Annotated in this window: 15 protein-coding genes and 8 tRNA genes; 17 read left to right on the top strand and 6 right to left on the bottom strand. The window is 43.4% G+C overall.

Annotated elements, in window-relative coordinates; translation table 11 throughout:
* The first annotated feature begins 2 nt into the window (after positions 1 to 2).
* The 10 genes from elsL to FSC11_RS03750 all read left to right on the top strand — a co-directional run bounded on the left by elsL (position 3) and on the right by FSC11_RS03750 (position 2,466).
* On the top strand, positions 3 to 509 hold the full coding sequence (gene elsL, locus FSC11_RS03705) for a cell wall-recycling L,D-carboxypeptidase ElsL (protein WP_163165246.1): 507 nt from the start codon (positions 3 to 5) through the stop codon (positions 507 to 509).
* 542 nt (positions 510 to 1,051) lie between these two features.
* Positions 1,052 to 1,127 (top strand) — tRNA-Val (locus tag FSC11_RS03710).
* A 29-nt stretch (positions 1,128 to 1,156) separates the two neighbouring features.
* Positions 1,157 to 1,233, top strand: a tRNA-Asp gene (locus tag FSC11_RS03715).
* A gap of 49 nt (positions 1,234 to 1,282) precedes the next feature.
* Positions 1,283 to 1,359 (top strand) — tRNA-Asp (locus FSC11_RS03720).
* Between the two features lie 21 nt (positions 1,360 to 1,380).
* Positions 1,381 to 1,456 (top strand) — tRNA-Val (locus tag FSC11_RS03725).
* A gap of 13 nt (positions 1,457 to 1,469) precedes the next feature.
* Positions 1,470 to 1,546 (top strand) — tRNA-Asp (locus tag FSC11_RS03730).
* A gap of 31 nt (positions 1,547 to 1,577) precedes the next feature.
* A tRNA-Val gene (locus FSC11_RS03735) sits at positions 1,578 to 1,653 on the top strand.
* A 23-nt stretch (positions 1,654 to 1,676) separates the two neighbouring features.
* Positions 1,677 to 1,753: transfer RNA gene (locus FSC11_RS03740), tRNA-Asp, on the top strand.
* Between the two features lie 102 nt (positions 1,754 to 1,855).
* Positions 1,856 to 1,931, top strand: a tRNA-Val gene (locus tag FSC11_RS03745).
* Between the two features lie 73 nt (positions 1,932 to 2,004).
* Positions 2,005 to 2,466, top strand: coding sequence for a DUF2750 domain-containing protein (locus FSC11_RS03750; protein ID WP_103799686.1), 462 nt, complete (start codon positions 2,005 to 2,007; stop codon positions 2,464 to 2,466).
* 25 nt (positions 2,467 to 2,491) lie between these two features.
* Here FSC11_RS03750 and FSC11_RS03755 read toward each other — a convergent pair whose 3' ends face one another.
* The 4 genes from FSC11_RS03755 to yccS form a co-directional block, all read right to left on the bottom strand.
* Positions 2,492 to 3,274, bottom strand: coding sequence for a YdcF family protein (locus FSC11_RS03755; RefSeq protein WP_163165248.1), 783 nt, complete (start codon positions 3,272 to 3,274; stop codon positions 2,492 to 2,494).
* A gap of 99 nt (positions 3,275 to 3,373) precedes the next feature.
* Positions 3,374 to 6,010: a PepSY domain-containing protein gene (locus FSC11_RS03760; protein ID WP_163165250.1), complete on the bottom strand. Its 2,637-nt coding sequence runs from the start codon at positions 6,008 to 6,010 to the stop codon at positions 3,374 to 3,376.
* Between the two features lie 166 nt (positions 6,011 to 6,176).
* Positions 6,177 to 6,737 carry a YcxB family protein gene (locus FSC11_RS03765; protein WP_004814787.1) on the bottom strand — a complete coding sequence of 187 codons (561 nt, stop codon included), beginning with the start codon at positions 6,735 to 6,737 and terminating at the stop codon, positions 6,177 to 6,179.
* A gap of 85 nt (positions 6,738 to 6,822) precedes the next feature.
* Positions 6,823 to 8,997, bottom strand: coding sequence for a YccS family putative transporter (yccS, locus tag FSC11_RS03770; RefSeq protein ID WP_163165252.1), 2,175 nt, complete (start codon positions 8,995 to 8,997; stop codon positions 6,823 to 6,825).
* Between the two features lie 150 nt (positions 8,998 to 9,147).
* Here yccS and FSC11_RS03775 point away from each other — a divergent pair, with 150 nt between their 5' ends.
* Positions 9,148 to 10,356 carry a multidrug effflux MFS transporter gene (locus FSC11_RS03775; RefSeq protein WP_004891818.1) on the top strand — a complete coding sequence of 403 codons (1,209 nt, stop codon included), beginning with the start codon at positions 9,148 to 9,150 and terminating at the stop codon, positions 10,354 to 10,356.
* A gap of 48 nt (positions 10,357 to 10,404) precedes the next feature.
* On the opposite strand, the gene FSC11_RS03780 is transcribed toward FSC11_RS03775, so the two are convergent.
* Positions 10,405 to 11,112 (bottom strand): nitroreductase, encoded by a 708-nt coding sequence (locus tag FSC11_RS03780; RefSeq protein WP_004891821.1) that lies wholly within the window; start codon positions 11,110 to 11,112, stop codon positions 10,405 to 10,407.
* A gap of 890 nt (positions 11,113 to 12,002) precedes the next feature.
* Here FSC11_RS03780 and gltS point away from each other — a divergent pair.
* Entirely contained in the window at positions 12,003 to 13,241 is a 1,239-nt protein-coding gene (gene gltS, locus FSC11_RS03785; RefSeq protein WP_004891824.1) for a sodium/glutamate symporter, read from the top strand.
* A gap of 55 nt (positions 13,242 to 13,296) precedes the next feature.
* On the top strand, positions 13,297 to 14,772 hold the full coding sequence (locus tag FSC11_RS03790) for an alanine/glycine:cation symporter family protein (RefSeq protein ID WP_163165254.1): 1,476 nt from the start codon (positions 13,297 to 13,299) through the stop codon (positions 14,770 to 14,772).
* A 51-nt stretch (positions 14,773 to 14,823) separates the two neighbouring features.
* Here the strand turns inward: FSC11_RS03790 and chrA are convergent, their stop codons facing one another.
* Positions 14,824 to 16,032 carry a chromate efflux transporter gene (gene chrA, locus FSC11_RS03795; RefSeq protein WP_163165256.1) on the bottom strand — a complete coding sequence of 403 codons (1,209 nt, stop codon included), beginning with the start codon at positions 16,030 to 16,032 and terminating at the stop codon, positions 14,824 to 14,826.
* 122 nt (positions 16,033 to 16,154) lie between these two features.
* Here chrA and FSC11_RS03800 point away from each other — a divergent pair, with 122 nt between their 5' ends.
* The 4 genes from FSC11_RS03800 to FSC11_RS03810 all read left to right on the top strand — a co-directional run bounded on the left by FSC11_RS03800 (position 16,155) and on the right by FSC11_RS03810 (position 19,188).
* Positions 16,155 to 17,153, top strand: coding sequence for a patatin-like phospholipase family protein (locus FSC11_RS03800; RefSeq protein WP_163165258.1), 999 nt, complete (start codon positions 16,155 to 16,157; stop codon positions 17,151 to 17,153).
* 344 nt (positions 17,154 to 17,497) lie between these two features.
* Positions 17,498 to 17,674 (top strand): hypothetical protein, encoded by a 177-nt coding sequence (locus FSC11_RS16110; RefSeq protein WP_004814805.1) that lies wholly within the window; start codon positions 17,498 to 17,500, stop codon positions 17,672 to 17,674.
* A gap of 296 nt (positions 17,675 to 17,970) precedes the next feature.
* Complete coding sequence (locus FSC11_RS03805; RefSeq protein WP_004814807.1) at positions 17,971 to 18,492, top strand: acyl-CoA thioesterase; 522 nt, start codon at positions 17,971 to 17,973, stop codon at positions 18,490 to 18,492.
* Between the two features lie 132 nt (positions 18,493 to 18,624).
* On the top strand, positions 18,625 to 19,188 hold the full coding sequence (locus tag FSC11_RS03810) for a TetR/AcrR family transcriptional regulator (protein WP_163165260.1): 564 nt from the start codon (positions 18,625 to 18,627) through the stop codon (positions 19,186 to 19,188).
* Positions 19,189 to 19,193 lie beyond the last annotated feature (5 nt).

Genomic DNA, 19,193 nt, shown 5'->3' on the forward strand with positions numbered 1-19,193 from the left:
GTATGCAGCAATGGACTATAGAACAAGCCGATATTCAGATTGATCTGGCTGCACAAAAACTGTATCTACCTCGTTTTGCCAAGAGTTATTCAATTTCAAGTGGTAAAAATGGTATCGGAGAAATAGAAAATAGTGGTAAAACGCCTCGAGGCTGGCATAAAGTTGCGCAAAAAATCGGGGCTGATACACCATTGAATAGTGTATTTATTGCCCGTCAGGCTACAGGAGAGATTTATTCTGAATCACTGGCAGCAGAATTTCCCAATCGGGATTGGATTCTGACCCGGATTTTATGGCTGAGTGGTTTGGAAGACGGTTTTAACTGTGGGGAAGGTTGTGATACTTACCGCCGTTATATCTACATTCATGGCACGCCAGACACAGAACCGATGGGAATACCGATGTCACATGGCTGTATCCGTATGCGCAATACTGACCTGATCGAGCTGTTTGATCTGGTTAATGAACAGGCTTTGGTTTATATCTCAGAACATGCTTTAGAAAAATAGTCTCTTACCAATGTTTTCATGGTTCCTATTTTAAATCTCTACAGAGAGTGAGATAGGGTAGAGAGCGTAAAAGGATTTTATCTCACTATTCACATTTAAATATGAGTGACCAGGTAGCTGTAGAGCAAAATGAAAAACATCGTTTGCCTTTGAAATAAGCTGAATTTCCTCCTAAATCGAAAAATATGGCATAAATCCCGCCTTATTTCTGATTAAAAATAATTGCAGATACGTTTTTACATGATCACAACGTGTCCTTAAATAAAGCTTTGTATACTATTTCGGCGAAATAGCGGCTTTTGGACCGTATGGTGTATAAAAGGAAGGATCCCGCAAGCAATGAATACCGCCTTATCTGAGTTCGAGATTCAATAAATTTCGGTATGGACTTAAAAAATAAACAAAAAGTGTTGTTTTTTTTGGCGATCAACCTATTTTTTAATCACTCGAACCTAAAAAGTGGAAAACATTCGGAAAAGCGTTTGACACGCTGTGAAGATTCTCTATAATGCACCTCATCAAGCGATGAAGTCGATTTGAAAGGGCGCTTAGCTCAGTTGGTAGAGCGTCTGCCTTACAAGCAGAATGTCGGCGGTTCGATCCCGTCAGCGCCCACCAAGTTTCTTTCAAAGTTAAGATCTTTTAGTGCAGCGGTAGTTCAGTTGGTTAGAATACCGGCCTGTCACGCCGGGGGTCGCGGGTTCGAGTCCCGTCCGCTGCGCCACTTTAAGTTCTTGATGAATCGTTTGCCACAATAGCGACATTGTGTAAGTGCAGCGGTAGTTCAGTTGGTTAGAATACCGGCCTGTCACGCCGGGGGTCGCGGGTTCGAGTCCCGTCCGCTGCGCCATTTACATGATAGACCTTTTGAGGGCGCTTAGCTCAGTTGGTAGAGCGTCTGCCTTACAAGCAGAATGTCGGCGGTTCGATCCCGTCAGCGCCCACCAGATTTTTTGTGATGCAGCGGTAGTTCAGTTGGTTAGAATACCGGCCTGTCACGCCGGGGGTCGCGGGTTCGAGTCCCGTCCGCTGCGCCATCCTTAGAATCGAAACAGTTTGACCCTTTAAGGGCGCTTAGCTCAGTTGGTAGAGCGTCTGCCTTACAAGCAGAATGTCGGCGGTTCGATCCCGTCAGCGCCCACCATATCTTTTATAGATATACGACACGCAGCGGTAGTTCAGTTGGTTAGAATACCGGCCTGTCACGCCGGGGGTCGCGGGTTCGAGTCCCGTCCGCTGCGCCATTTTTCATTTCCTGATGTGAAAAATGTGTTATCAAAGTCCAAGACTACGCGCTTGGCTTGTCTTGCATCATAAAAAATAACGATGTTATTTTTTATTCTTCAGGGCGCTTAGCTCAGTTGGTAGAGCGTCTGCCTTACAAGCAGAATGTCGGCGGTTCGATCCCGTCAGCGCCCACCATATTCTCTCTTGCTTAAAATCTCAATTTTTCATAGAATCTTAAGTCTATAATAATTTATAAAATTTCATGGCTATGAGAAATCCATATCAGCGCAAGGCCGCGGCTAAAACTCAAAATACTCCTTACGATCCTCTACAAGTTTATAAACAGTTCATTGAAACAATTGTGGCACAAGGCTGCATTTACGCATTATACCAAGATGGCTGGGCACTCTGTGCAACGCCAACAGGGCAAAAGGCTTTTGCAACCTGGCAGAGTAAAGGCTTGGCAAAACTGCTCATCAAAGATAACTGGGAAAAATACGAAATTCAGGAAATCAGCTTCAAAGACTTCATTGAAAAAGTGATTCCTTTCCTGCGTGAAGAACATACCGCTTTATCTCTAGATCTGACGCCTGAAGGGCAAAATATTCTGGTTGCACCAGAAAAAATGCTGCTGGATATCAAGAATTATCTGTATCAGATTTATGTACAGAAGCCGGAGATCTTTAAAAACGGTAATATTCCATTGCCACGCCAAATCCGATTGCATTGATTTTCATCTTTTAAATAACTCTTTTTTAATATTCATTCAGCAACCAGCCGCTAAGAAAAGCAAAATACTCGCGTAGCCACGAATTATAGCGGATGTACAGCGGCGTTTCTGCGCTAATACTGATGACCTGTGTATAGCCCTGATGTCTGGCTATGGCACGAGCACGAATGCTATGAAAGTCACTGGTGATAATGGTAATTGGATCATTCAAAGTAATCTGATGATGGTTTAAAATCTTTTTGGAATTGATCAGATTGAGTTCGGTGCTGGTACTTTTATCTTCCATTGCAATTGGATTACGAACAGCAGGATATGACTGTTTAAGGTAAGCCTGCATCACTTCGGCTTCAGTATATTTCTCCTGAAAACTCAAGCCGCCCGTCATAATGATCAATGCTTCTGGATGCAATTGTGCATAGTCAGCTGCAGTGTCGAGACGCTTTTGCAAGGTCGGCGAGGGTCGGTTGTTTTCTATACCACTACCTAAAACCAGGATTGCCTTGGTTGGCAATTGGGTATTATCACTATTGATATTGCTTTGAATATAACCAAAGAAGATCAGAACACTGGCGACCCAGGTAAAAAATCCAATCCATATCCATTTCCATACACTGGAACGAAACCTGGAGTGCTGGTGCCATTGCTGGAAATAGGAAAAGAACAGGGCGTAAATAATTAGTAACACGCCAATCAATAGTGGCAGCAAAATTCCCAGATGAATTTTGTTCTGTAAGAGTAACCAGAGACTGTCTGCACTCAGTAAAATCCCTGCAATACTGCTGATCAGGCGTTTATAAAAATCTGACATGAATAATCCTGTAATTTTCATATTTTATTGTAGGTATTTCAGTTGCATAGGCAAGAAAAAACCGGACAACATGGCCCGGTTTTTCTATCATTTACTGAATTAATACACATCACGGCGATAACGACCGTCCTGACGTAATTGATCAACAGTTGATTCACCTAGAATATCAATCAGTGCCTGATCGACGTCACTGGCCATGCCATCAATGCTACCGCAGACATAAATCACAGCACCATTGTTCACCCAGGTTTTCAGCTCATCCGCCTGTTCACGGAGCTTGTGATGTACATAAACTTTTTCAGCCTGATCACGTGAGAATGCCAGATCCAGACGCTTTAGTGTGCCTACAGTCAGCCAGGCTTCCAGGGTTTCCTGATAGAAGAAATCGTGTGCACGCTGGCGTTCACCGAAGATCAGCCAGTTTTCATTATAGTCCTGACGGTTACGAGTATGCAGTAAACTCATCAGGCCAGCGATCCCGGTACCATTACCAATACAGATAATTGGGCGGTTATCATCCACCAGATGGAAGGAATCATTGCTGCGAATACGCAAGGCAATAGGTGCATTGAGTGCAGCATATTGTGTTAACCAGCCTGAACCTAGACCAAGTTCACCAGAGGTATCCTGTTGCTGACGAACCACCAGACGTAAGATCTGTTGGCTTGGAATACTGGCAATAGAATATTCACGTGTTGGTAACACGGGTAACTGATTCAGTAATTCTTCTGAAGAAATAAATGGGAAAATTGGCTGAGTCAGATCACGGTTCCAGAGGATCTCTTCTATACGTTGCTGCATAGAGGCAACTACAGTACCTGCGGGAATTTGGTGTGCTGCCAGGAATTGCGCAATGCGTTCAGCGCTGTTCCCTGGCTGGATTTCTGCAATATCACCCGCTTGCCATTGTGCTTCATGTTCAGGTTTAAATTCCAGGTTAAAGGCTGGAGCTCCCAGACTGCCTGGATTCAACACCTCACGTTTTACAAGGGTCCAATGGTCAAAGGTTTTATCAATATCCATGGCCTGAAGTTCTAGCTGAGTTGACTGAGCGAGTGCGGCATTCCATTGCTGGATATGCTCGTTACTGGCATTGTCGACTTCAATAGTGGCAAATAATTGCTGAGCACCATTATTTTTCAGCCATTGATCAATACGGTGACCAAAACTACAGAAAGTATCTGGATATTCTTTAGAACCCAGCGCCAGTACAGCATAATGAAGATGACTCAGGTCAGCCTGACCGGACATAATTTTCTTCTCAAATGACGAAGCCAGGTCTGGTGCTTCACCGGTACCATAAGTACTTGCAATAAAGAGCACCTGTTCAGCCTGTTGCAGATCAGCCAGCGTCAGCTGTTGTACGGATTTTACCGTTGTTGGTTGATGTGCTTGTTGCAAGGCAGTTGCGGTACGCCATGCCAGCTGTTCAGAAACACCGGTTTGTGTGGCATAAGCAATCAGCCAAGGCTTGGCATTTGGGTCAATATCGATGGCTGTAGCGCCTTGACGTGCGGCAAGGGTTAATTTCTTCTGTTTACGACGCTTCAGATACAGCATCCAGCCGGTTATAAAGAAAAGTGGCATCAGCAGTGACGCGACCATAGCAAAGAACTGGTAGATCGGACCAAAGAAGCTGCCACGGTGCACCGGTAACATACTGCTCATGATCTTCTCATTCAGCTTTTTGTCTTCATACATTTCTACCAATGTAAAAGCTGCATCCTGATAGTTATAAGTAGCATTATTACGGGCACGCTCATGCTGAACTTCAACATCGGTAAAGCTGAGTTTCAGTTCACCATCGGCTTTTTTAGGAATATTAAAAGTAACCGTTGAATATTTATCATTGAATTCATTCTGGAAACCTGCCCAGCTCTTGTTCAATGCAGTAAGTAGAAGGGTATCATCAACACTTCTCTCGCGACCTTCACCGCGATTTTCGCGCTGACCTTCGCTTCGTGGACCACGTTCGCCTGCACCTTCACCACGTGATTCGCCAGCATTACGACCTTGTTCTGCACCACCACGGCCGCCTTGACCTTGCTGCATTTCAGGTTGTGGACGTTCTACACCCAGCACCTTGAACATACCGTTGCGCCACCAGTCATAAGACCAGTACAGTCCGGTACACGCCAGGATCAGGTAAAAAATCACGACCCAGGTTCCAACAACCGCGTGCAGATCCCAGATGAAGTTACGACCTTTCAGTTGCGGCTTCACAGCTAGCCACTGCTTCACTGAATGGCGTTTTGGCCAGCGTAGGTAAAGACCCGACAAGACAAAGAAAATCAGCATCAGGGCACAGGCACCTGTGATCTGCTTACCGACAGGACCCATGGTTAAATAACGGTGTAACTGCTGTATGAACTGGAAGAACTCGCGGCCTTTGATTTCAGGTAGTACTTCAGCCGTATATGGGTTGACCATCATGTTGTAGCCACGACGAGCACCTTCTTTGGCAATATTAACCGTACTGGAGTCTGTTGGACTGGCATCTAGACTCACGCTGTTAATCTGCATTTCAGGATTTTTCTGCTTAAAATGCTGATACAGCTCAGCCGGGCTGAGTTTCGGTCCGGATTGTGCCTGTACGGTATAACTGTCCGTATTGATCCATTTTAGGATCTGTTGTTCATAGGAATATATCGCCCCGGTAACGCCCATAATTGACAGAACCAGACCGGCAGTAATTCCAAGAAACCAGTGGATCTGGAAAAAGGTTTTTTTAAACATGGTCGTTGGATGAAAATACGAATATTAGAAAATGGTCTGATTATAAAGGAATATCGCAATAGAATGATGGATTTTGCGGATAATATTTATTCTCATTATCGTTTACAGTTATGAATACAAAAAAACCTCCGTACCCAGGTAGGAGGTTTTTTAATGAAAGTTCGTATCAGATTTCTTTCGGTTCGCCTACTTCTTCACGTAAATGCTTGCGAATTGTTTCGAACGAGAAATTCTTGCTATCCAGGCGCTTTGGCAGGATATAAGCACCTTGCTGACCTTTAACTTTGAAATTAACCAGCATGAATTCAGGTGTATTATACCATTCATAGATGTCTTTCCAGCCAATCGCACCTACACCTTCTTGTAGACCCATTTTCTGACGCATCACGATCCCGTGAGGTTGTACACCCAGACGAATACCTTTAATTTCCTGAACTGGAAATTCGTTCATCTTGCGCTTTACATACCATTCCAGACCAAAAGTACGGATCAGGTAGTACAGCACGACACACACCAGTGCCACCCAGCAAAAAATCGTAGAATAGTTCTTGAGCATGATAATGCCCAGAATAGAAAGTGCCACAACTGCACCCATGATCAGCCAGGCTTTCATACCAATTTTATTGGTACTGCGCCAGATCATTAGCTGAGCATGACGTTGTTCCTGTTCTGTCACTTCATAGTTCACAGGCTGTAGAGTATAGGCGTATAAATTTTTCGCGGTCATAGTGAAATTTACAAATTTAAAACTGCAAAAAGTTTAGCATTATTTGTACCAATTCAGTGAGTATATTGTTCCAAAATCAGTCAAATTATAATGAGGCTAATTCGGTTGCCTGTTCATCACGTTCATGGCTTAAACTTTGCTTTAACTGACTGAGTTGATTCAAGATACTGAACATTAAGGACAGTTGCTGCAAAATGATCAGGGATTTCTGGTCTTCATCCTGCTGGTGTGACAGGCGTTGACGAATATTGTGGATCATATTCTGTGCACTGAGATCGGGCACTTTATCGGCCAGCAATGCACCACGAATGTCTTCAAGTGCTTGATCTAGCAGGCTCAAAATTTCCTGATCTTCGATTTTCTCACGATGTGCACCCAGCGCAGCAATATAGCTGATCAGAGTATGATTCAGACACAGGAATTCGAAAGCCTGGCTCTTTTGCAAAGGATCAAAATCGGGCTCAGTCGCCAAGGTCGAAATCAGGGAAGCAACTTCAGCATCGGTATTATGTGCAGCGCGACGCACGATCCGGTAACGCAGACCATTGTTACGCCCAGTTTTATACTGTTCAATCACTTCGCTAAGATAATCGACCTCAGCATTTAAAGAACGTTTGATTGAACGCGGCAGACGGCGGAATTTCCAGTCAGGGAAGATAAAGCTCACCCCGAACCAGGCAATCGCACAGCCAATGAGGGTATCTATCATCCGTGGCAATGCCGCGGAAAAGCCCATACCATCCAGGTTAAAGTTGATCAAAGCCAGAATGGTGATGAAGGCTGTAGCTTGCGCATACTGCTTACTGCGTAATTCAAAGAACAGCACGCCACTCAGGATCAGAAGCAGTAATTGACCTTCGATTGAAGGGACAAAATACAGAACGGCAAAGCCCAGGCTAATCCCAATCAATGTGCCGACTATCCGCAGGCGTAAACGGCGCTTGGTGGCATTAAAGTTGGGCTGACTCACGAACAGGGCAGTCAGCAGAATCCAGTATCCATATTCGATATTGGTCAGCTGTACAAAGATATAAGAAATCAGCAGTACAATTGACAAACGCACCGCATGACGGAACAGCACGGATTCCGGGGTCAGATGCTGTTTGATCCGGATCCGGATATCTTCCCAGCCTTTTAAGTCGTCATCTTTGAGCTGGTTTTCAATATTTTTGGCACGCTCGAACTTAATATTGCGTTCGGTTTCCAGGTTACGTAACTGGGCATCAATCGACTTTAAGTTCTGATACAGAGAAAACAGTGCATTGATCCAGACTTCATCATACTGCTGTTCCTGACGTAACTTATCCAGCGAATAGCGCAGGTTCTTAAAGGCATGTTTAAAACGCGAATTATGCTGGTAGGTTTTACGCTGAAGGATACTTTCGCTCAGGTCCTTACAGGCTTTGCCCTGAATCGACAAAATGCGCTGAAAGCGGAACAGAATATCGCTATGCTCAAAAATCTTTGCCAGTTTCTGATAATCAATATGTGCTGAGTCCGCCCGCTCATGAATGTCTTGGGCAATAAAATAATATTGCAGGCTGCGACGGGTATCTTTCTGTCCTCGATCTCCCTTGAGTCGGGTCAGTAAAGCAGCTTTCATATCATTAAAAATCGCAATTAATTTGCCATTTTCAAGTGAAAGTTCAATCATGCTTTGCTGATAACTACTCGATGTCATATCAACATCAAATAGATTCGATTTGGCATAAAGAAAGTTACCGAGCGACGAATAGCACTTGGCCAAATTGTCTTGTGCCAGACGGGCAGGGAACAGCAGGAAACTAATTGTAGATAACAGGCCATACCACATGGCACCGATAACCAGCAGGCCTGCCTGGGTGTACCAGTTATCAAATAATTCCACCCCGAGCATGGAATAGACTGAGATCACCAGACAGCCATATGAAATCGTAGCATAACGCCGTCCCAGCGAGCCGAGCAGAATTAAGCCAATACAGGACACGATGAGTGCCAAGGCAAACAGGATCGGGTACGGAAATAACAGATAAACGGCAGAGGCTGTAATAAAGAAGCCAATATAGGTATAGAGGAGATTCAGAATCCGGACCGAGAAGCGGTCGTCAATATCGCTTAAACCTGCTGCCACCACACCCAAGGTCAGTGGAATGGTCATTAACTGCTGACCCATCAGATAAGGCACAAAAGCAGTTCCTGCAAAGGCAATGATCATCCGCAGATTATACATAAAGGTCGTATTGCCGGTGGTTTGCTTGAAACGAGTGAGCCAGGATTTCAAGGTTTGTCCTTCTATACCACTGTCTTTAGATAAAGACTTAATAAGTGTGTGAAAATTTAGCAATAAAAATAAGTAAATTTGCTTCACAAATCATACTATGCCCTGTGTAAACTTGTCTGCACAGCGCTCATTTAAATTCTAAATATCATTATGTCGACAACAACGACCAATAAAAACTATGCCATGTCCTGGATCATATTACTGGCATCCCTCACGGCACTTGGCCCGCTTTCTATTGATATGTATCTGTCGGCATTGCCACAAATGGCTGATGATTTTGGTGTCACTACCCAGCAGGTGGCAAACAGTTTGCCTGCCTATTTTCTGGGGCTGGCGATCGGGCAGCTGGTCTATGGTCCGGTTAGTGACCGTATCGGACGTAAACCGCCATTGTACTTTGGTTTAGCCTTATATGTAGTGGCAAGTCTGCTCTGTGTATTTGCCCAAAATGAATGGAGTCTAATTGCCGCACGGGTGCTGCAAGCCTTAGGCGGATGTGTCGGTGTGGTAATTGCCCGTGCTGCGATCCGTGATCGCCTGGATATGCATTCAGCAGCTCAGGCTTTCGCCAGCATGATGATTGTCAGTACGATTGCTCCAATTCTAGCGCCGAGTATGGGTGCCTGGGTATTACTGGTATTTGAATGGAATATGATTTTTGTATTGCTGATGCTGTTTGGTCTGGTGATTCTGGCATGCGTACATTTTTTCTTTAAAGAAACCCTGGAGCCAGAACGCCGTTTACAACTAAATTTTACCCAGGTCATGAGCCTGTATCAGGCAATTTTTCAGGATGAAAGTTTCAGAAAGCCGATGTTTGCTGGTTGTTTTTCCAGTGCAGTCCTGTTCTGTTATATCACCTCATCTTCAGCGATTCTGATGGATCATTTTCATTTAAACGAGCAGCAGTTTGCCTATGTCTTTGGTGGCAATGCAGTCGGGATTATGCTGTTTTCTACCTTGAATAAAAAGCTGGCACATCGGTTTGGGATTTTAAGTCGTTTAAGAATTGGAACGACCTTACAACTTGGTGGCGTAATTGCTTTGTTGGTGTTGGGGATAATTGAGACTGAATCTCTAATTCTGGTCATTATGGCCATGTTTATGGTCGTGGCATCCATTGGTTTTACCGGACCAAATGCCATGGCAATTGCGATGTCTGAGCAAGGTACACGTGCCGGAACTGCCAGTGCCATTATGGGCAGCATGCAGTTTGCCTGTGGTCTGCTTGGCGGGATTCTACTGAACTTTATGTGGTGGAATCCTTTATTTAATATGGCGCTGGTAATGGCGATCTTTGTTGGGATTGCGGCAGCGACCATTTATCGTCTGCAGCTGCCGTCACCTAAAGGGGATTAAACGCAGGGACGGCATAACTGCCCGGGATAAGCTTACAAGTTCAGGCGATTAGTCATTTAAAAAGACAGCAAAGTCCTCAACCGGCACACGTGGTGTAATGAAAGTATTTACAATATCCTCCGGATCTGCATAGCCGAGTGCTATGCCGCAGACCAGTTCTTCATCTTCGGGGGCGCCCACCACGTCTAGCACAATAGGATGAAAATGGTTCCAGGCTGCCTGCGGGCAAGTATCTAATCCACGTGCTTTAGCTGCCAGCATCACGTTCTGGATCATCATGGAAATATCCATTTTCGAGCCAATGCCTAATGATTTGTGTACAGTAAAAAATAAACCTACTGGGGCATCAAACAGCTGGAAATTACGCAACTGCTGGCGTGCCATTTTCTCTTTTTCGCCTTTCTGAATATTCAGCAAGCCATACAGTCCCCAGCCATTTTCACGGCGACGGTCAATAAAAGGTGAAAGCCATTGTTCCGGATAATAAGAGAAAGTTTCTTTATATTGCTCAGCCAGTTTTGGATTCTGATAAATTTCCATTTGTGCCTGACATACTTTCTCGACCAGTTCATCGCGTTTTTTACCTGTAAGTACATAGACTTTCCAGGGCTGGGTATTGGTACCGGAAGGTGCGCGACTGGCAACCGTTAAAATATCTTTCAAGGTATTTTGATCTACAGGCGTATTCAGAAAAGCACGAACTGAATGACGGGAAGTGATGGTTTGATCCACAGCATTGACGATTGTTTGATCCATATGAATTGTTATTTCCTTGATGATAAGTTCTGACTATAAACTAAACAAATGATAGTAGCTGATGCGATGAAGTAAGTTCATCCATAAGCAAAGGTTAAACTAAAAATATTGGTTTTTAGGAATTAATCAATACTTCATATCTCTAAAACATGCAGCTGCACCTCTTATTCTTGGCTAAATCCAATATTAGCTATCTATAAATTAATTTTTTCTTAAATATCTTGTGATTAAGATAAATAAAACTTTCATAAAAATGTTGTATAAGCAATATAGACTACAATAATCCTAATAAAATAGATCGAAGCTTCAATGAATCTCCATTAAATATGCGGTATTTATAATGAATTGTTAAAACTTTAAAATAAGGAAAGATAGATCAAAAAAATATCTATTTATGAATTATTTTTATGAAAAGTCGAGCTATTGTTAATAAAAAACAATAATACAGTGCATTAAGACACCGCATAATGTCCGACTTTTCATCTGAAGGTTCATTCTAAACATTCTGAACGGATCGTAAATATAAAAAACTGTGGTTATCGCGGTATTTCTGTAGCGTATCTGTGGGTTTGGAATGAATTTAAAAATATTGTGCTTCGAGATCCTGCAGGATGATGAAGCTTTTATCTCATCTTTCGATGCAGAACCGACTGTTTAACAGCCTCAAGATTTCGCACATTGTATTTTTAAGATGGTCTTAGGGTTATATGCAATCTGCCAGATTGCATTAACGAATTTGAATCAGGTGCTGAATTGTTTTGTTTTTCTAAAAGAGATTACTGTCCGTGTTGACTGATATAGGGTAGGGAGGTGGACATCATCCACTAAACTTAAGTCAAAAGATTACTTTTAGAACAACAAAAATTCAGAATCATCTTGGGCAAATAATTATGGATTTTACTTTTAACGCATTTTATACCTTGATTGCTGCAGTGATTGTCTTATTGCTCGGTCGTTTCCTGGTCAATAAAATCGATTTTCTAAAGCGCTATAACATTCCAGAGCCTGTTGCAGGCGGTCTGGTTGCAGCGATTATCTCCCTGATCATCCACAGCTTGTGGGGTTACAGTATTACCACAAGCGCAGAATTGCAGACCAGTTTTATGCTGATCTTCTTCGCATCGATTGGTTTGAGTGCAAACTTTGCCAAGCTGCGTGAAGGTGGTATTGGTCTGGTGATCTTCCTGATCGCAGTTTCAGTGTTCATCATAGTACAGAACACTGTTGGTATGACGTTGGCTAGCCTGTTGGGTATTGATCCACTGATTGGTCTGATTGCAGGTTCAATTACACTCACTGGCGGTCACGGTACGGCAGGTGCATGGGGCGAGATTATGGAAACGCAACATGGTATCCAGGGTGCCCTGGTGATTGGTATGGCCAGTGCGACTTTCGGTCTGATCATTGGCGGTATCATCGGTGGTCCTTTGGCGAAAATGCTGATTAACCGCTATGAATTAGCCACTCCACGTACTGCGGCTCAGGTTGAAAAACGTGATAATACTCCGCTAGATGTGAATTCAACTGAATACATTCCATTTGAATATCCACACCGCGTACGCCTGATTACCGCAGATAATGCGATTACTACACTAGGTCTGTTTGCAGGCTGTCTGGCATTTGCAGAATTTATGACCGGTTTCAGTAAAGGTACTGCATTTGAACTGCCAACCTTCGTTTGGGCGCTGGCAGGTGGTGTAATCCTGCGTAACGTACTTGAAGGTGTGTTTAAGGTTAAGGTCTTTGACCGCGCGATTGATGTATTTGGTAATGCTTCATTGTCACTTTATCTGGCAATGGCATTGTTATCTCTGAAATTATGGCAATTAGCCGACCTTGCGGGCCCACTGATGGTGATCCTCGGTGCACAGACTATTACCATGGCACTGTACGCAGCATTTATAACCTTCCGTGTCATGGGCAAAAACTATGATGCGGCTGTCCTGGCAGCAGGTCACTGTGGTTTCGGTATGGGGGCAACACCGACGGCAGTTGCAAACATGCAGGCCATTACCAATATGTACGGTGCATCACATAAAGCCTTCCTGATTGTACCGCTCTGTGGTGCATTCTTCGTAGACTTGATCAATGCCACTGTGATTCAGGTAATTCTGAAATTCTTTGTGTAAGGATACATATGCAGAGTCATAACAATAAATCTAAGACGGATAGAAAGGATTGAATATGAATGAACAGCTCAATGAAACCCTGCTGGGTTGGGTCAATGCCCTAAATGGTCCACTTTGGGATTTTCTGGTCGTCTTCCTGGTGGCAGTGGGTATTCTGTATACCATCATGACTGGGGCCGTACAGATTCGTCTGTTCTGGCACAGTATGAAAGTCATGAAACGCAGCCGGAATGAAACCAAGGATGAGCATGGGATTACGCCATTCCAGGCCTTTGTAACGGGTTTGGCTAGCCGTGTAGGTGTGGGTAATGTTGCTGGTGTTGCGATTGCCATTGCCATTGGTGGCCCAGGTGCCGTGTTCTGGATGTGGTTTACCGCTTTTCTGGGGATGAGTTCGGCATTTGTTGAATCTTCATTGGCACAGCTGTTCAAGATTCGTGATACCCAGAACAAGCAGTTCCGTGGTGGACCAGCGTATTACATTACACAAGGTTTGAAACAGAAATGGCTGGGTATCCTCTTTGCTATCGCGCTGATTTTGACGTACGGCTTTGTCTTTAATGCGGTGCAGGCCAATGCGATTATTGGGGCAACTTCACATGCCTGGGGCTGGGATCAGGCGAATCTGAACTTGCCATTGGGTGGTTTTGAGCTTGAGGTTTCATGGTTAGGTCTATTTCTGGTCTTGATTACTGCGGTGATCATTTTCGGTGGCATCAAGCGGATTGCAAAAGTTGCTGAAAGCTTTGTGCCATTTATGGCACTTCTCTATCTGATTGTGGCGCTTTATATTGCTGTGATCAATTACGATATGCTGCCATCTATCTTCCAGCTGATCTTCACTAAAGCGTTTGAGTTTGAAGCTGCTGCAGGCGGTTTCTTCGGGGCCATGATTTCTATGGCGATGATGATGGGTATCAAGCGTGGCCTGTTTTCTAATGAAGCAGGGATGGGTTCTGCGCCGAATGCTGCTGCTGCGTCGGATGTAAAACATCCGGTGAATCAGGGCCTAGTACAAATGCTCGGTGTATTTGTAGATACCTTTGTGGTGTGTTCATGTACCGCGATCATTATTCTGGTGTCTGGACTGTATGAAAATGCCGGATTTGAAGGCGTAACCCTGACCCAGATGGCACTAGAAAGCCAGATCGGTGCTTGGGGGGATGACTTCCTGGCATTGATTCTATTCCTGTTTGCATACTCTTCCATTATCGGGAATTATGCCTATGCAGAAGGGAATGTGCAGTTCATCAATAACAATCCAGGTGTGATGATGATCTTCCGTATTCTGGTGCTATTCATGGTGTATTTCGGTTCGATTGCGAGCGTACCACTGATCTGGAACATGGCAGATCTGTTCATGGGCGTGATGGCAAGTATTAACCTGATTGCGATTCTATTATTGATGCCATTTATCCTGATGCTTCTGAAAGACTATACCGGTCAGTTAAAGCGTGGGGTGAAAGAGCCAGTGTTTAAACTGGATCAACATCCTAAGTTTAAAGACAAGGTCAAATCCGATATCTGGTAAAACCCTATTGAAAAAGCCCCGAATCATTCGGGGCTTTTTTATGGCTCCAGTTTATAAAAAACTGAGATAGCTATAATAGACTGCGAAGCCTGCAATCAGGCTGAACCAGAGTGGAAGTTTTGACCGTAGCAGGTAAACTATCACGATTACAAATACCACATCTTCCCAGCGCTTCAGGTAACTTTGTCCAAGTTGCAGGACCAGATAAAGTAACAGTCCGACCACTGCTGCATTAATCCCTGCCACTGCATGACGGATCACAGCTTGCTGCATCAGCCAGGACCAGTAAGGTAAGCTTGCAAAAATCAGCAAGAATGAGGGTAGGAAGATAGCAATAGTCGCCAGTAGGGCATTGAGCCAGAGCTGATCCGTCCAGTCCAATAAAGCACCAAGATAACTAGCAAAACTGAACAGCGGACCAGGCATCAACTGGGCAAAAGCATAACCTAGGTCAAAAGCCTGTGCACTGACCAGCTGGGTGCTGACAAAGTCCTGATGAAGCAGGGGCAAAATGACATGTCCACCACCAAAGACCAAAGAACCTGTTCGATAGAAATCGGCAAAGAAACCGAGTTCAGACCAGTGCAGATACTGAATCAGAAAGGGGATACTTATGAAGGGCAGTAAAAAGGCGATAAACCAGTAAATTGCATGATTTTTCTGAATATAGGGGGTGTCTAGAGTGGCATTTTTCACTGGTGTCGATTGTAACAGTGCTTGACTTTGAAACTTGCTCATCGCAATACTGATCAAGCCAGCCAGTAGAATCACTAGGATCTGGTTAAAGCTGAGTGGGACGACAGCCAGAAAGATTGTGGCAGCGATCATTAGACTATATTGCCACCAGGATTTACAGAAGCTACGCAACATTTGCCAGAATGCCCAGCTGACCACTGCAAACACAATAAGCTGGATCACATGAAAGCTATGCGAGTTTAAAATGTGAAAGTAGCGTTGTCCGAGCAGGGCAACCAAAGTCATTAACAGTGCAGATGGCAAAGTAAAACCTAGCCAGGCCATTAAGGCACCGCTATAACCTCGTTGCATATAGCCGATGCCAATGCCGACCTGACTGCTACTGGGGCCTGGAAGTAATTGGGCCAATGCCACCAGTTGTTGATATTGGGCATCATTCAACCAGTTCAATTGACCGACCATCTTATGGTGAAAAAATACCAGATGTGCAGCAGGTCCGCCAAATGCGGTACATCCAAGCTTGAAGAAAGTCAGAAAAATCTGATAAAGGGTAGGTGACTGCATGGTAATACAGGTTTAAATAGCTATAAGTTATTCAAACTGTATGACAAATTTACGAAATTCAACAGTTAATTTAACATGGTGTTTATACACTATGCAGCTATTAAAATGAGGATAAGTGCTGTATGCGGAACTATGGGTTGAGCTTCATCATGCTGGGACTGTTTTTGAGCGGCTGTCAGAGCATGCCTGATCAGCGAGTGATGGCAGTGAATGCAGGTATTCAATCCAAGCAAATGCAGCACAGCACAGCACAAGCACGTCCGAATCAAATCGATTTTCTGAAGATTAAAACGACCGAGCAGCGTCCTGTGGTTGCGCTGGTTTTAGGCAGTGGTGGTGCTCGTGGTTATGCGCATATTGGCGCGATTGAGGTACTGGAGCAGGCAGGCATTCAGCCGGACATGATTGTGGGAACCAGTGCTGGCAGTATTGTTGGTTCTATTTATGCCAGTGGCAAACCTGCGATTGAGCTGCGCAATATTGCGCTAAGCATGAAAGCCAATGATGTTCGTGATTTCAGAATCGATCTAAAAGGCTTCTTTGATGGCAAAAAAGTCGAAGAATATGTCAATTTGCAGGTAGACAATGTTCCTTTACAGGACCTGAAGATTCCCATGTTTGTGGTGGCGACAGACCTGAAAGAAGGCAAAAAAGTCGTATTTAATTATGGTAATACCGGTCAGGCGGTACGTGCATCGGTCGCGATTCCAAGTATGTTCATTCCCACCATGATTGAAGAAAAGGAATATGTGGATGGCGGTCTGGTTAGTCCGGTACCTGTAGATGTTGCTCGTGAACTGGGTGCAGATATTGTCATCGCCATCGATATTCTGGCGCAGCCGATTCATACCGAAACGACCAATGTCTGGGGATTGTTTAATCAGAACATCAACATTATGCAGAAGCGGCTTGCCTTTGAAGAATTAAAACATGCGGATGTAGTGATCCAGCCGGACTTGCGTGAGAAAGGACATATTTTTGATGTGCGTGGCAGAACCATGACTATGGAAGCGGGTATTGAAGCGGCACGGGGGAAATTGCTTGAAATTGAACAGGTATATCAGAAACATGATTATGCAAAGGGACATCAGATTCCACAATTACTGGCCCGTGAAAAATAATCTCTAAAGCAGCTATTCAATTAAAACCCTTATTTGTAATAAATGAGGGTTTTTTAATTCGTATATTCAAAAAAATAATAAGAATTACTTATAAGAAAATATCAATCTATAGAAAATATGAGCTAAGTGTTATTAAATATATATTAATAAAAAATAATCAGCTTTAAAAATATAAGCCGCTGAAATTTAAATAAATTACTAGAATTAATATATTATTAAAGTATATATTTTTAGAATTTTATATGGTTATTTATATACTTAAGTTTATCAATTGTTTAAAAATTCAATCAGTCATGTCAGAATGCAATTGATGAAAACAGATAAGATCAGATCTAGGGTGATATATGAATAATCTTGAAGTCGGGCAGCAGGTCAAACTGGCTCAGTTTGAGCAATACATCTTTAAAGTAACTGCTACACATCAGGATGGCACTTATACTGTAGAAACACAGCTCGACGGTCAGCAAGTATTGAGTTATCAAAATGTCGCTCAGGAAATGTTAAGACTCAGTGCTGACTAAAGGATGAATAGAAGAATTTATCTATGAGAAGTTATGAAAACAGTCTGGATAAATTCTTAATTCCATCTATATACAGATTATTCATCATGAAAATAATAAATGAATAATGATTTTCTGAAATACAGGTTCGATGGAATATCATTCAAGCGGCTTCTATTATATTTATTTCTGTATGAAATCATTTTTCATATAAATAATAATGATGGATTTTTTGCCGAATAGAACATTTAATTAGTAGTAAAAACGATATAATAATGTGCTTATATCATTGTCATTCAAAGAGTTCAAAGAAAGCGATGGCCCCATTAGATCAAATTGCACCAGCTTCAGACGATCAGTCAGAATTAACAATGACTGTTCTTATGACGCCAGACATGGCGAATTTTTCAGGAAATGTCCACGGTGGTACCATTCTGAAATTGCTGGATCAGGTTGCTTATGCCTGTGCGAGCCGCTATTCAGGCAGTTATGTGGTTACGCTGTCCGTGGATAAAGTGAATTTTAAAGAACCTATTCACGTGGGTGAACTGGTGACTTTCCTGGCGAGTGTGAACCATGTGGGTCGTACTTCGATGGAAATCGGGATCCGTGTAGAGGCGCAGAATATCCAGAAACGTACTGTGCGTCATACCAACAGCTGCTACTTTACTATGGTGGCAGTCGATGAAAATGGTAAACCGCAACATATTCCACCACTGAATCTAGATAATGACTGGAAACGTTGCCGTTTTGAAGCAGCTGAACAGCGTAAGATTGCTCGACTGCAAGAAAATCATCATCCTTCTTGCAGTATTTATAAGAAAACAGCCCACAGCTAATTTCTATAAAGTGAAAAAAGACCTCAAATTAGAGGTCTTTTTTTGGCCTGTTCTTTTCATACAGACTGGTCACAACCTTATAAATCATCTAATATGAAACGATACGTATCGTTTCGTTTTTTGACAGATTATATGACACTGGAAGAAAAAGGCTCACGTCGCCAGAAATGTATTTTGCAGGCGGTGGCAGAAGCACTGACTGAATATGAATATCATCAGCTCACCATTGAGGATGTCGCTGCACGGGCGGGGGTGGGTAAGTCCACCATTTACCGCTGGTGGAAACATAAGTCTGAACTGGTTCTGGATACCTTCAGAGCACATACGGCGTCTATTTTTGATCTGGATTTTTCCAGGTCTTTGGAAGATAACCTGGTACAGCAATTAATACGGTTATCTCAGGCACTAGATCATCCGGTAGGACGGGCATTACTGGTGGTGATGGCTAATCATCGTGAACTTGCAGGGGAATTTTTCACCCAGTATCTGCTACCGCGTCGAGAACAAATGCGCGGCTTGATCCAGCAAGCGATTGAGCGTGGAGAAATCCGTGCGGATTATAATTTTGAATTGATGCTGGACTGTTTGTACGGACCGATTCACTACCAGATTATCTTTTTTAACAAAATGCCGGATGAAAACTATATCCGCGCGCTCGTTGCACTGATACTCCAGCCTGCAAGACCTCAGGCCTGATTTTA

Origin of the sequence: Acinetobacter schindleri (genome assembly GCF_010918895.1) — a bacterium.
In the GTDB taxonomy this organism is placed as follows: Bacteria; Pseudomonadota; Gammaproteobacteria; order Pseudomonadales; family Moraxellaceae; genus Acinetobacter; species Acinetobacter schindleri.